Source organism: Dyadobacter sp. CY343 (assembly GCF_021390335.1).
Classification (GTDB): Bacteria; Bacteroidota; Bacteroidia; order Cytophagales; family Spirosomataceae; genus Dyadobacter.
The window spans coordinates 62,999-76,030 of sequence record NZ_JAJUXK010000001.1; the positions used below are offsets into that span (position 1 = coordinate 62,999).

Genomic DNA, 13,032 nt, shown 5'->3' on the forward strand with positions numbered 1-13,032 from the left:
TGACCAACGGATTATCCAATGGACATATTTGAACACAAATTGGCAACATAACTTTCGCTTTCCCGGAAAGTATAAAAATTACCAATTGCCGCTTTCTTCATTATGAAGTATCTTTAATTAATGCACTTCAAGGAATATTAACTATCCATAGTCTTTTTGAACGAAATTTATTTTAAGTAAGCTTATGCGTACAATCATGCTGGTCGGGGTGATCATTATCGGCCTGGTTATTGGTAAACTGTTTGTTTTCTCAAAGCCGGGGTCGGATAAAAATCCGGAAGTGAAAAAAGGGTCGGAGGGAAAGAGTGCGAAGTCTTCCGGTGGAGGCGCCGTGCCGGTGAATGTATTCGTGGTGGGTAGGGAATCGATTGAAAATCAGATTTTTGCCTCAGGTACTGTTTTGCCGAATGAGGAAGTAAACCTGATGGCGGAAACTTCGGGAAGGTTGGTGAAACTCAATATTCAGGAAGGTGCGGCGATCACAAAAGGCCAGCTGATCGCAAAGATCAACGATCGAGAGTTACAGGCGCAATTGCAAAAAGTGGCCTACAATCAGGATTTGAGCAAAAAAATAGAGGCGCGGCAGAAGAAGTTGCTGAATGTAGAAGCGATCAATCTGGAAGAATATGATGTTACTTCCAACAATATCAAGCTTTTGGAAGCGGAAAAAGAAGTTATTGAAGCACAGCTGGAAAAAACCGAAATACGCGCTCCATTCAGCGGTCGTATTGGTTTGAAATACATTAGTGAAGGTGCATATCTGGCTCCGGGTACGCCCATCGTAACCATTGTTCAGAGTAATCCCATTAAAATCGACTTTACTGTTCCCGAAAAATATTCACCCAATATCCGCGTGGGAAATATCGTGAAATTCAGTCTCGACGGTGATCCTGCTACTTACTCTGCCAAAATTCTCGCAGTAGATCCGAAAGTGGACGAAAGCCTGCGCACGTTGCGGGTGAGGGCGGTCGCTCAGAACCCACGAAACCGGTTTGTGCCAGGTATGTTTGTAAAAATCCTGGCGAATCTGGATGCCAACAAAGCTGCGATGATGATCCCGACGGAGGCGATTGTGCCTGTTTTAAAGGGTAAGAAGGTTTTTGTGGTAAAAAATGGCAAGGCGCAGGAAGTAATGGTAACTACCGGTTTGCGGACAGACAAAAAGATCCAGATCACTGATGGTTTGCAGGTCGGCGACTCGCTGATCACTTCCGGAATTATTGCGATCAAACCCAACACAGCCGTCAAGGTGAACTGATATCCAACCCATTATGAGTATTTCAACACTCTCCATCAAGCGGCCGGTACTCGCAATTGTGATGAACCTGCTGATTATCCTTTTCGGTTTTTTAGGATACAAATTTTTGGGAATGCGCGAATTCCCTTCTATTGACCCACCCGTAGTATCCATTCGGACAAGCTACACCGGGGCGAATGCAGATATCATTGAATCCCAGATTACTGAGCCGCTCGAAAAGCAGCTGAACAGTATCGAGGGGATCAAGTCGATCAACTCCACGAGTAGCCAGGGTACCAGCCAGATCACCGTCGAGTTTGACATTGGTGTGGATATGGAACGCGCTGCAAACGATGTACGCGACAAAGTAGGCTCCGCTTCCCGGACTTTGCCCCTCGATATCGACGGTCCGCCGGTGGTAAGTAAAGCCGACGCGAACTCCGAACCAATCATTGTACTGACCTTCAAAAGCGACACAAGATCTCACCTGGAAGTGAGTGACTATGCCGAAAACGTGATCGCGCAGCGGCTTCAAACGATCGAAGGAGTGAGCGAGATCCGCATTTTTGGACAGAAGAAATATGCAATGCGTATCTGGATGGACCCGATCAAAATGGCTTCGCTGGGTATCACTACGCAGGATGTGAAGGTTGCATTGGATCAGGAAAACGTGGAGCTGCCGAGTGGAAAGCTGGCGGGAGACAATACTGAGCTTACTGTGAAAACCATCGGCAGGTTCAGGACGGAGGAGGATTTTAATGAAATGATCGTTAAAAATTCGGCTACACAAACCATTCACCTGAAAGATATCGGTTATGCAACATTAGGTCCGGAAAATGAAGAAACGATCCTGCGGCTCGACAATGTACCGATGATTGGACTAGCGATTTCGCCGATGCCGGGAGCCAATTACCTCAATATCGCCGAGGAGGTCAACAAGAGAATGGCTGATATCAAGAAGGAACTTCCCAAGGATTATGAGCTTGATACACTGATAGATAACACGATTTTTGTAGAAAGATCGATTGAGGAAGTAGGTGAAACTTTGCTGATCGCGATCATTCTGGTAGTGATTATCATCTACCTGTTTTTCCGCGACTGGCTGATCGCATTCCGCCCGCTGATCGACATTCCTGTCTCCCTGATCGGCACGTTTTTCATCATGTACATCATGGGTTTCTCGATCAATGTACTTACGCTGCTGGCGATCGTGCTGGCGACCGGGCTTGTAGTTGATGATGGGATTGTGGTCACGGAGAATATTTTCAAGAAGATCGAACAGGGAATGGGGCCGATTGAAGCGGCTATTAAGGGCGCAAACGAGATTATTTTCGCGGTTTTATCTACTTCGGTTACGCTCGCTTCCGTGTTTTTACCTGTGATTTTCATGGAAGGTTTTGTGGGTAAATTGTTTCGTGAATTCGGTATTGTGATATCTGCTGCTGTCTTGATATCTGCATTTGTGTCGCTTACATTAACACCGATGCTGAATGCATATCTTGTTCGCAAAACGCACAAAAAGAGCTGGTTCTACGAAAAGACGGAGCCGTTTTTTGAAAAAATCACGGAGAATTACGGAAGTGCATTGGGTAAGTTTTTGAAAATGCGCTGGGTAGCCGCGCCGCTGGTTTTGGTGACGGTAGGTATGATCTGGTTTTTCGGAAAAGACCTGCAATCGGAGCTCGCGCCGCTGGACGACCGCAACTGGTTCAGGATCACGATGACAGCGCCGGAAGGTTCGTCTTTTGAATTTACGGACCGGTATGTGAAGAGTGTTAGTGACATGTTAATGGATTCAATGCCTGGCAAAAAAGGCTTAATGCTCATCACTTCCCCGGGTAACTCAGGTTTGGGCGCGGCTAATACAGGAAGCGGCCGCATTGCTTTGGTTGACAAGAAATTCAGGGCAGAATCGCAGCAGGAAATTGCGGATTATATCAATCAAAAATTGAAGCAAATGCCTGATGCTAAATCTTTTGTGGTGCAGCAGCAGACTATTTCAGTAGATTCCCGAGGCGGCTTGCCGATCCAATATGTAATCCAGGCACCTGATTTTGAAAAATTGAGAGAGTACTTGCCGAAGTTTATGGAAGAAGCTTCAAACGATCCTACGTTCGCGATTACGGATGTGAACCTTAAATTTAGTAAGCCCGAAATTCAGATCTCCATTGACCGGGAAAAAGCCAAATCACTGGGTGTATCTGTTCAGGATGTGGCCCAAACCATGCAGCTGGCTTTTGCAGGGCAGCGTTTTGGCTATTTTACAATGAATGGAAGGCAGTATCAGGTAATTGGTCAGTATGATCGCGCAAACCGCGACGAGCCGCTGGATTTGAAAAGTATGTTTGTGAAAACGAGCAATGGAACTTTGGTTCAGCTTGATAATATCGTGAAGGCCGAAGAAGAAAGCAGTCCGCCGCAACTTTTCCATTACAACAGGTATATGAGCGCGACTGTACAAGCCGCACTTGCGCCGGGGAAAACCATTGGTGACGGTATCGCAGCAATGGACAGGATCCGCGACAAGTTGAAAGATGAAGCTATTCAAACTTCGCTGAGCGGCTCTTCCCGAGATTATGCCGAAAGTTCGTCCAATACCATGTTCTCGTTTTTCCTTGCATTGATCCTGATCTACTTCATTCTGGCAGCGCAATTCGAAAGTTTTATCGATCCGTTTATCATTATGTTCACAGTTCCGCTGGCAATCGGCGGCGCGGTGTTCTCGCTCTGGTTCTTTGATCAGACTTTGAATATTTTCAGTCAGATCGGAATGATTATGTTGATCGGTCTGGTTACGAAAAATGGTATCCTGATTGTGGAGTTTGCAAATCAGCTGCGCGAGCAGGGGAGAAGTATTCAGGAAGCTGCATTGGAAGCAGCCACACTGCGTTTCAGACCGATTTTGATGACTAGCCTGGCTACAATCCTGGGTGCATTACCAATCGCAATGGCGCTGGGTTCTGCGGGGAAAAGCAGAATGTCAATGGGAATTGTAATCATGGGCGGCCTGCTGTTTTCGCTGGTGCTTACATTATATGTAATCCCAGCCATTTATACCTTTTTCTCGCGACCAAAGAATTACGAAAAAATGCGGATGATCGACAGGGTTGCGCGCGATAGCGAAGTGGAAGAGGAGCCGCATTTGGGGTGATATTTTTGATTTTCGTTAACTTTGTTTTGAAACAATGCGAGTTATGGAATCAACACTAAAAATGCCGTTTACCAATTTGCAGCAGGAATTGTTGCAATTGTATGCGCATCAGGTCAGCGAAGACGATCTGGTAAATATTAAAGAATTGATAGGAAAGTATTTTGCACTGCGACTTTCGTCCATGGCCGACTCAGCCTGGGATCAAAATAACTGGAATCAGCAGAGTATGGAGGATCTTTTAAATGATCCGAATCAATAATGAATGTTGTAATCGACACCAACGTTCTGCTTGTTTCACTTCCTGGTCATTCTAACTATCATCCCATATTCCAAGCATTGCTGAATAAGGATTTCGACATGTTTATATCAAACGAGATACTTGCAGAATATGAGGAACAAATAGGTATGAGACTTGGTGTTTATCGAACAGATCTCCATTTGATTGAGTTGGTAAACCTCAGTAACGTCCATAAAATAGAATCTTACTTTTTATGGCAGTTAATAGAGGTTGACAAAGACGATAACAAGTTTGTGGACTGTGCGATCAGTTGCAACGCAGATTATCTTGTTACCAATGACGGCCATTTCAACATTCTGGCAGAAATCGAATTCCCCAAGGTTAATGTTGTCACCGCACAAAAGTTTTTGCAAATAATAAAAGACACAGCAAAGTCAAATCAGATATAAAGCAAAGAAGGCCAACGAAAATCGCTGGCCTTCTTTGCTTTATAATATTCTATCAATTAGATCGAAAACTTCTCTTTAATTGCATCAACGAAATCCAGTTTCTCCCAGGTGAAAAGCTCTACTTCTACTTCTTTCTCTTCACCATTTGCTCCTTTGAAGTATTTGGTAACGGTTTCATTCTTGCGTCCCATGTGGCCGTAAGCTGCTGTCTCTGAGTACATCGGGTTGCGCAGTTTCAAGCGCTGCTCAATTGCGTATGGACGTAAGTCGAAGATCTCAGCGATTTTTTCTGCAATTACACCATCGTGATCAGCTACTTTGGAAGTACCGTAAGTGTTGATATACAAACCGCAAGGTTTTGCAACTCCGATCGCGTAAGATACCTGAACAAGTACTTCGTCGCAAAGACCGGAAGCTACCATGTTTTTGGCAATGTGACGGGTCGCGTAAGCCGCAGAACGGTCTACTTTGGAAGGATCTTTTCCTGAGAATGCACCACCACCGTGAGCACCTTTTCCACCGTAAGTATCTACGATGATTTTTCTTCCTGTCAATCCGGTATCTCCGTGAGGACCACCGATTACAAATTTCCCTGTCGGGTTGATGTGGTAAGTAATTTCTCCTGTAAACAGTTTTTGCAATTCAGGAGTCAATTTCGACTTCACACGTGGGATTACGATGCTGATTATGTCGTGCTTAATTTTCGCAAGCATTGCTTCTTCTGAATCGAAATCGTCGTGCTGCGTAGAAACTACAATTGTATCAATGCGCTGAGGTGCATTATCGTCGCTGTATTCAATAGTAACCTGCGATTTCGCATCCGGACGCAGGTAAGGGATCAGGCTCGATTCGTTGTTACGAATAGCCGACATTTCCTGAAGTATTTTATGAGCCAGGTCAAGTGCAAGCGGCATGTAGTTTTCAGTTTCACGCGTCGCGTAACCGAACATCATACCCTGGTCACCAGCACCCTGTGCATTGGCCTTATCTTCAAAGCTTGATGATGATACCGCGCGATCTACACCCTGGTTGATATCAGCGCTCTGATCATGGATTGCAGACAAAATCCCGCAGGAATTCGCTTCAAACATGTACTCGCTTTTGGTATAACCTATTTTTCTGATTACTTCTCTCGTAATTTTCTGAACATCGAGATAAGTATTGGTCTTAACTTCTCCTGCCAGTACCACCTGACCAGTTGTTACCAGCGTTTCGCAAGCTACCTTACTGTCAGTATCCCAGGCTAAAAAATTATCAATGAGCGCATCTGATATTTGATCTGCTACCTTATCGGGGTGTCCTTCAGATACGGACTCCGAGGTGAATAAGTACGGCATAAACTAAATAAGTTGAAAAGTTAATCAGTCGATATTGCGACGTAGTGTATAGACTAAAAAACAAAATTGACTTTTTTTAAGACATTAACCAAATAAAAAACCTGGAAAAAAGACCTGTCCGTCATCGCGGACTGAAACCCGTTTTTGTAGTTACAAAATAAAAAAGCCCGCTCCGGTTAATCCAGAACAGGCTTTTTCAAGAATTTACTATTCAAATAGGAACATTCACGTGTCTCTCAGCATGATAGCTCGACCTTACAAGCGGCCCAGACTCAACATATTTCAATCCGCGTCTCAAACCCTCTTCTTTGTAGTTTTCGAACATTTCCGGCGTAATCCACTCGATTACTTCATGGTGCATTTTAGTAGGTTGCAGGTATTGTCCTAAAGTCAGGATATCCAGTCCGTGCTCAACAAGATCATCTATTGCTTTGTACACTTCATCCTGCGTCTCGCCCAGCCCCAGCATAATACCCGATTTAGTTCTCTGGCCAAAATCCTTCGTTCTCCTGATCTGCTCCAAACTGCGGGCATACTTAGCCTGCGGCCTTACCGAACGGTATAAACGTTCAACCGTTTCCATATTGTGAGAAACCACTTCCTGACCAGCTTCGATCATGTGGATCAGAGCATCCCAGTTATTTTTCACATCGGGGATCAGCGTTTCTATAGTCGTTTCAGGGGTATTTTCTTTCACCTGGCGTACTGTCTGGTACCATATTTCGGCGCCTTTATCTTTCAGCTCGTCCCGGTTTACGGAAGTAATTACCGCGTGTTTTACCTGCATTAGTTTGATCGCCTCCGCCACGCGCCTCGGCTCGTCGGTATCATATTCATTCGGGCGGCCGGTAGCTACTGCGCAGAAGCTGCAACTCCGGGTACAAACATTGCCCAAAATCATAAATGTGGCTGTACCTGCACCCCAGCATTCGCCCATATTCGGGCAGCTGCCGCTTTCGCAGATCGTGTGAAGTTTGTAATTGTCAACGAGTTGCCGCACTTTGCGAAATTCGGGGCCGGCGGGAAGCTTCACTCTCAACCAGTCGGGGCGTCGTTTGCGTTCCGATGGAATAACTGGTAATTCAATCATATAAATCGTAATCTCTGACAGCAAACCTTTCGGCTACCTGTCAATTTTGTAATAGGAACTAGCGTTTTTTGCTGCCGAAATACAAGGTCAGATAGCCGGATGTGAAGAAGCTTCTGTTTTCGGCAAATGCCATAATGCGGGTTTTCCGGCTGAATGCTTCTGCTATAAAACCAATTTCAAGGCCAGTTACGTTCTCTCTGAATGCACTTAATTCAAAACTCAATGCGGTTTTAACATGCACACCCGGTACAATTTTCATTTGACCAAAACCCTGAAAGAAACTTCCTGCACCTACAATGCCCTGAGTTTGAGTACTGCCGGCATGTTTTACAGGATCAAAAGGCTCGGTCACCACTCTTCCGTCGGATTCGAATTGTACCATATACGGTTTTTCCAGACCAAGTGACGGACCGGCAGCAAGAATCCCGCTGATGGAAATACCTTCGTCTTCGTGCCGGTTGAACAATGTCAGCTCCCGGCCGTATTCCGGACGAACCACAAAAAAATAGTTTTCTTTCCCGTAAACCAGCCTGGCGCCAGTGACGAAATCCTGTGTAGAAAGCTCTTTCGGGTGTTTTACATTCACCACCTCAACTGCCAGGTAGCGGTATTGATTTTTACCGAAAAGCTTGGATGAAAGTGCGGAAGACTGGCGAAACACAGCACCGCCGAGGATCCCGGAATTGGTGTTGGTGGTAATACCTACGGAGGTGAACGTTTTATAGCTCTCTTCACTATCCTCAATCTTTGCAGCACGGCGCTGGGCGTATATATCTGTTGATTGTGCAAACAGGATAGATACTAAAAGTAAAAGTTTTACACGCATCATTTTGTCAAATAAGTTCTCCGTGAACAGGTATCTCTCGTCTAAAAAGTGAAAATACGAAATAATAGTATAAGCACTTATATGCCGGTTCCACTTTAACGGAATTTCGTACTTTTATGTTCTTTAAACGAAAAAAGAAAGAAAAAAGCCTGCCACAGGCAATTGGTTAAAGCAAATTTTAACACTTTCTTTCTCTCTAATATCCTTCAAATCAGCGCCATTGGGTCCGGGAATATATCAGCTAGCAATCAATCTCTTCGCGTCAGTAGTCAAGGTTGCTGCGCCTTTTAATAAAAAAATACAATTAGGCGTCGATGGTCGCCGGGACGTTTTTGACGATCTAACAAAAACACTTTCCGCCAATGCAGAGCGTCGCCCGGTAGCCTGGTTTCATGCAGCTTCACTAGGTGAATTTGAGCAGGGCAGACCGGTTATGGAAGCGTATAGAGCGGTTTATCCCGATCACTTCCTGCTGCTGACTTTCTTCTCGCCTTCTGGCTATGAAGTTCGAAAAAATTACGCCGGGGCCGATTTTGTGTGCTATCTTCCAATTGATACACAGGCTAATTCAACTCGGTTCGTTGAGCTGGTCAGACCTGAAATCGCTTTCTTCATCAAATACGAATTTTGGTTCAACTACTTGCGGGCGCTGAGGAAAAACGGTACTTACATCGTTTCTTTCTCATCAATTTTCCGCCCGAGCCAGATTTATTTCAAACCGCATGGATTCCTTCACCGGCAAATGCTGGCTTGCGTCGATCACCTTTTTGTCCAAAATCAGGAGTCAATATCCATGCTGCATCAAATCGGCATAACAGCTTGCAGTATTGCGGGTGATACACGATTTGACAGGGTCAGAGAAATTGCGACTAAGGCGCGGGACTTGCCAGAAATGACGGCATTCAAGAGCGGGAAAACCTGTTTGATTGCGGGGTCGGTGTGGGAAGCGGATATGGAGGTTTTGATCCCGGTTTTAAATCATTTTGAAAAGCAGCTGAAAGCGATCATAGCGCCGCACGAAATCAAAAAAGAAGAAATAGAAATCTGGCGAAAACAGCTGAAAGGAAAGTCTGTTCTGTATTCTGAACTACATTCTAAAACTGACACGAATGCTTACGATTTCCTCATCATCGACAATGTAGGAATGCTTTCGTCCCTCTATAAATATGGTGAAATGGCGTGGATAGGAGGCTCTTTCGGCGTCGGGCTGCACAATATTCTGGAAGCTGCGACTTTCGGGTTACCGGTGATTTTTGGGGATAAGAGCTATCACCGTTTTCAGGAAGCGGTGGATCTTGTTAAGTTGGGCGGTGCATTTCCTGTGTCCGATTCGGCGGGTGCTGAACAATTAGTAGGACAGTTTTTAGGAGATCATCAGGACAGGGAAAAAGCGGGCCGGATTTCTGAAAACTACGTCGCCTCCGGGACCGGCGCCACGGACATTATCATGAGCAAGGTGAAACAGATTATTGGCTGAATCACCTTGCCGAAAGATTTTAAGGGAATTCCTTTACAATAAGATGCTCGAATAAATGCGCCTGAGTGCCCAGAAGCCGCGCTTTCGGGCCAAGCTTAGATATATGTGTCGTCAGTGAATTCTTGAAATCAGACAGGCAGTATTTATTGATCGCCTGCTCGATAGGGTTTGAAATAAATGGTCCAGCCTCGGCAAGTAACCCCCCTACTATAATTACTTCGGGGTTAAAAAGGTGCACCGCCGTCGCCAGTCCCTTACCCAGTTCCGTACCAACTGTGCTCAGCAGGTCGATCGAAAATTCATCACCTGCATGTACTGCTTCAATAATATGAGAAGTTTCCAGCAGGTCAAGATCATTGTTCACGATCTGGGTCAGAATAGTGGCTCTACCAGCGGCAATCCCCTCTTTCGCCTGGCGGATCAGCGCCATGGCAGAGGTGATCGTATCGAGGCAGCCGATCTTGCCGCAGTGGCAAAGCATACCGTCCGGTTTCACCTGAATATGCCCCAATTCGCCTGCAAAGCCGGAAGCGCCATTGAAAACTTCTCCATTAATAATAATCCCAAGACCAACGCCCCAGTCAATATTAATGGTCAGCACCTGTGATTTCTGGACAGCCAGACCAAACCGGTGCTCGCCGATCGTGGTGGCTTTGGTATCATTAAAAAGGCAGATCGGCAGGCGGAAATGATTTCTTAGGTGTGTAACCAGCGGTACGCCGGGAGGTGTCAGGTTCAGGTAAGTCAGGTTAATGCCCTGTGAAGAATTGATAAGTCCCGGCATCGAAACGCCTATTCCCCAAAGTTTGCTGGTATTAATATCGTTGGAAGCCAGAAAATCATCGGCGAATTCAAAAAGGCTTTGCAAAAAAGTAGCCGAATCGTCGAGGCGGATATCTATTTTTTTTCTGACTATTAGCTGGTTATGCAGATCGAAAACCACCAGTTGCGTATCATGCCTGTTGATGTCCATGATCAGCGTGAGATACTTTTTCGCATTCAGTCCATAAAGCACCGGCGGGCGGCCTGCTCTGGCGGGACCCGTGCCAGTTTCGGTAATCCATCCTTCGCGGATCAGGTCGTTGACTATGCCGGTGGCAGAAGGGATACTGGCGTGAAAAAGCCGCGCCATTTTGTTGATAGAAGTGTCACCGTTTTGATACAAATGGAGCAACAGGTTGCTCTTAACACGGTTTTTTCGAATATCAATAACCGAATTCGGTTCTTCGGCAACTAGGTCCATTGGGATCAAAACTCTTTTTGAGGTGTATTTTTAAGATTCTTTACAAGAAAGGCCAACTAATGTATGAAAAAAGACACGAACACTTCATTTTTTTAAAAAATATTATTTAATGAAATGAACATTCTGACAATACTATAAGCATCGTTTTTGAGTTACATAAGGTTGGCGTATTTGTACTGGCTGTGCGGGCTTGGCAAATTTGATGAGTAAAGCACTTATCCCGTCAAAAACTACTGGACTTGAAGTGACTCAAATGTCTTCACCGGGAACAATTTTGATGGAATTTTGAAAATCTCCTTTTAATTTTCTGTACTTAGACAAAAAATATTTACGAATGGGTTTGAACAAAGGCTTGGTGCTGCGCTCGACCGGTTCATGGTACGAGGTACGTGACGATACGGACGGCCATATCTGGCAATGCAGACTAAAAGGAAAATTTAAGACGCTGGGGTTAAAAGTTACCAATCCTATTGCAGTTGGCGATTTTGTTAAATTTGAAATAGAAGATGAGGGCGAGAATTTCGGCATTATACACGAAATTCTGCCGAGGGAAAATTACGTAATCCGCCGATCGGTACATAAAACTGCCCACGCCCATTTGCTCGCGGCCAATGTTGATCAGGCTATATTGATCGCAACGCTGGTGTTTCCACGAACTTCACTCGGTTTCATCGACCGTTTTCTGGTCGCGATTGAATCTTTCCGCATTCCGGGCGTACTCGTTTTTAATAAGCAAGACCTGCTCAATGACGAGATGAAGGAGTTTCAGTCGGAGTTAATGGAGCTGTATGAAAGTCTGGGATACCGGTGTCTGGCTGTTACTGCGCTCGCCGAGATCGGGCTGGAAAATTTTGCTGAATTATTAAATGGCAAGGTTTCGCTGCTTTCCGGTCACTCGGGTGTGGGTAAGTCGACGCTGGTCAATGCGATTGCGCCGGGACTTTCCATTAAAACGCAGGAAGTTTCCACATTTGCTAACAAGGGTGTGCATACTACTACCTTTGCTGAAATGTTCGAACTAAGTGAAGGAACCTATATTATTGACTCTCCCGGAATTAAAGAACTCGGTCTTGCAGATACCAAGCCCGAGGAAATCAGCCACTACTTTCCCGAAATGCGCGACTTATTAAACCAATGCCGCTTTAATAATTGTCAGCATATTAATGAGCCGGGTTGCGCGGTGAAAACTGCTGTGACCGAGGGTACCATTGCATTCAGCCGGTATGAGAGCTATCTGAGTATGGTTGGGGGAGGAGATAACAGGAAGTAGTTTTATAAGTTCATGAGTTTGGAGTTTGGAGTTTAGAGTTTAGAGTTTTGGTTTTTATGAAAAACGTAGAGCATATTGGGATTGCGGTGAAGGAGCTGGCGGCGGCTGAAAAGTTGTTTTCCACCCTGTTCAATGCGGTACCTTACAAGCGCGAAACAGTTGAATCGGAACACGTTTCTACCTCATTTTTTCAAATTAATCAAACCAAAATAGAACTCCTCGAAGCGACCAGCGAGGAAAGTGCTATTGCTAAATTCATTGAAAAAAAGGGAGAGGGATTTCATCATATTGCATTTGAGGTAGGAAATATCCACGTCGAAATGCAGCGGCTTCAAAATGAAGGTTTTACACTTTTAAATGCCGAACCCAAAATCGGCGCAGACAACAAGCTTGTCTGTTTTCTCCACCCCAAAAGTACGAACGGAATACTGGTAGAGTTGTGCCAGGAGATTAGATAGCCGTTTGATCCGGTTTGCAGGTAGCTCCACAGGAGCTCTTAAAGAAAAAGGGAAATCGATTTCTAGAAACAGGCTGCCCCTCTGGGGCATTTTTTGTGCGAACGGCTCCGGCAGGAGCTACCTGTTTCTAGCAGACCGATTGTTATGACTATCGCGGCTCCGGCAGGAGCCTCCTGTTTCTAGAAATCATTTGTTATGACCACCACAACTCTGGCAGGAGCCTCCTGTTTCTAGAAACCATTCAGGATTTTGGTAG

At 45.2% G+C, this 13,032-nt stretch carries 11 protein-coding genes; 7 read left to right on the forward strand and 4 right to left on the reverse strand.

The window, feature by feature from the left end; all coding sequences use genetic code 11:
• The first annotated feature begins 184 nt into the window (after positions 1–184).
• From LZG94_RS00270 to LZG94_RS00285, 4 genes are read left to right on the forward strand one after another with little or no spacing between them, the layout of a single operon-like run.
• Positions 185–1,258: an efflux RND transporter periplasmic adaptor subunit gene (locus tag LZG94_RS00270; RefSeq protein WP_233789846.1), complete on the forward strand. Its 1,074-nt coding sequence runs from the start codon at positions 185–187 to the stop codon at positions 1,256–1,258.
• A 13-nt stretch (positions 1,259–1,271) separates the two neighbouring features.
• Positions 1,272–4,388: an efflux RND transporter permease subunit gene (locus LZG94_RS00275; RefSeq protein WP_233789848.1), complete on the forward strand. Its 3,117-nt coding sequence runs from the start codon at positions 1,272–1,274 to the stop codon at positions 4,386–4,388.
• 43 nt (positions 4,389–4,431) lie between these two features.
• Positions 4,432–4,647, forward strand: a complete 216-nt coding sequence (locus LZG94_RS00280) for a hypothetical protein (RefSeq protein ID WP_233789849.1) — start codon at positions 4,432–4,434, stop codon at positions 4,645–4,647.
• Positions 4,647–5,075: a putative toxin-antitoxin system toxin component, PIN family gene (locus tag LZG94_RS00285; RefSeq protein ID WP_233789850.1), complete on the forward strand. Its 429-nt coding sequence runs from the start codon at positions 4,647–4,649 to the stop codon at positions 5,073–5,075. Before LZG94_RS00280 ends, LZG94_RS00285 begins: the two co-directional genes overlap by 1 nt.
• A gap of 56 nt (positions 5,076–5,131) precedes the next feature.
• Here the strand turns inward: LZG94_RS00285 and metK are convergent, their stop codons facing one another.
• From metK to LZG94_RS00300, 3 genes are all read right to left on the reverse strand, one after another.
• A complete protein-coding gene (metK, locus tag LZG94_RS00290) occupies positions 5,132–6,412 on the reverse strand; it encodes a methionine adenosyltransferase (protein ID WP_233789852.1) in 1,281 nt (426 codons plus the stop codon).
• Between the two features lie 211 nt (positions 6,413–6,623).
• Positions 6,624–7,502, reverse strand: coding sequence for a lipoyl synthase (lipA, locus tag LZG94_RS00295; protein WP_233789853.1), 879 nt, complete (start codon positions 7,500–7,502; stop codon positions 6,624–6,626).
• A gap of 58 nt (positions 7,503–7,560) precedes the next feature.
• Positions 7,561–8,331 carry a hypothetical protein gene (locus tag LZG94_RS00300; RefSeq protein WP_215234371.1) on the reverse strand — a complete coding sequence of 257 codons (771 nt, stop codon included), beginning with the start codon at positions 8,329–8,331 and terminating at the stop codon, positions 7,561–7,563.
• A 217-nt stretch (positions 8,332–8,548) separates the two neighbouring features.
• Here LZG94_RS00300 and LZG94_RS00305 point away from each other — a divergent pair, with 217 nt between their 5' ends.
• Positions 8,549–9,805, forward strand: coding sequence for a 3-deoxy-D-manno-octulosonic acid transferase (locus tag LZG94_RS00305; protein ID WP_233789855.1), 1,257 nt, complete (start codon positions 8,549–8,551; stop codon positions 9,803–9,805).
• Between the two features lie 19 nt (positions 9,806–9,824).
• Here LZG94_RS00305 and LZG94_RS00310 read toward each other — a convergent pair whose 3' ends face one another.
• Positions 9,825–11,048 (reverse strand): ROK family protein, encoded by a 1,224-nt coding sequence (locus LZG94_RS00310; RefSeq protein WP_233789857.1) that lies wholly within the window; start codon positions 11,046–11,048, stop codon positions 9,825–9,827.
• 334 nt (positions 11,049–11,382) lie between these two features.
• Here LZG94_RS00310 and rsgA point away from each other — a divergent pair, with 334 nt between their 5' ends.
• Positions 11,383–12,318 (forward strand): ribosome small subunit-dependent GTPase A, encoded by a 936-nt coding sequence (rsgA, locus tag LZG94_RS00315; protein WP_233789858.1) that lies wholly within the window; start codon positions 11,383–11,385, stop codon positions 12,316–12,318.
• A gap of 56 nt (positions 12,319–12,374) precedes the next feature.
• Positions 12,375–12,776: a methylmalonyl-CoA epimerase gene (gene mce / locus LZG94_RS00320; RefSeq protein WP_233789860.1), complete on the forward strand. Its 402-nt coding sequence runs from the start codon at positions 12,375–12,377 to the stop codon at positions 12,774–12,776.
• The last annotated feature ends 256 nt before the right edge of the window (positions 12,777–13,032 follow it).

Bases quoted from the DNA above. Each gene is read 5' to 3' on its own strand.
- LZG94_RS00270 (WP_233789846.1), top strand. From the start codon at position 185: ATGCGTACAATCATGCTGGTCGGGGTGATCATTATCGGCCTGGTTATT.
- LZG94_RS00275 (WP_233789848.1), top strand. From the start codon at position 1,272: ATGAGTATTTCAACACTCTCCATCAAGCGGCCGGTACTCGCAATTGTG.
- LZG94_RS00280 (WP_233789849.1), top strand. From the start codon at position 4,432: ATGGAATCAACACTAAAAATGCCGTTTACCAATTTGCAGCAGGAATTG.
- LZG94_RS00285 (WP_233789850.1), top strand. From the start codon at position 4,647: ATGAATGTTGTAATCGACACCAACGTTCTGCTTGTTTCACTTCCTGGT.
- metK (WP_233789852.1), bottom strand. From the start codon at position 6,412: ATGCCGTACTTATTCACCTCGGAGTCCGTATCTGAAGGACACCCCGAT.
- lipA (WP_233789853.1), bottom strand. From the start codon at position 7,502: ATGATTGAATTACCAGTTATTCCATCGGAACGCAAACGACGCCCCGAC.
- LZG94_RS00300 (WP_215234371.1), bottom strand. From the start codon at position 8,331: ATGATGCGTGTAAAACTTTTACTTTTAGTATCTATCCTGTTTGCACAA.
- LZG94_RS00310 (WP_233789857.1), bottom strand. From the start codon at position 11,048: ATGGACCTAGTTGCCGAAGAACCGAATTCGGTTATTGATATTCGAAAA.
- rsgA (WP_233789858.1), top strand. From the start codon at position 11,383: ATGGGTTTGAACAAAGGCTTGGTGCTGCGCTCGACCGGTTCATGGTAC.
- mce (WP_233789860.1), top strand. From the start codon at position 12,375: ATGAAAAACGTAGAGCATATTGGGATTGCGGTGAAGGAGCTGGCGGCG.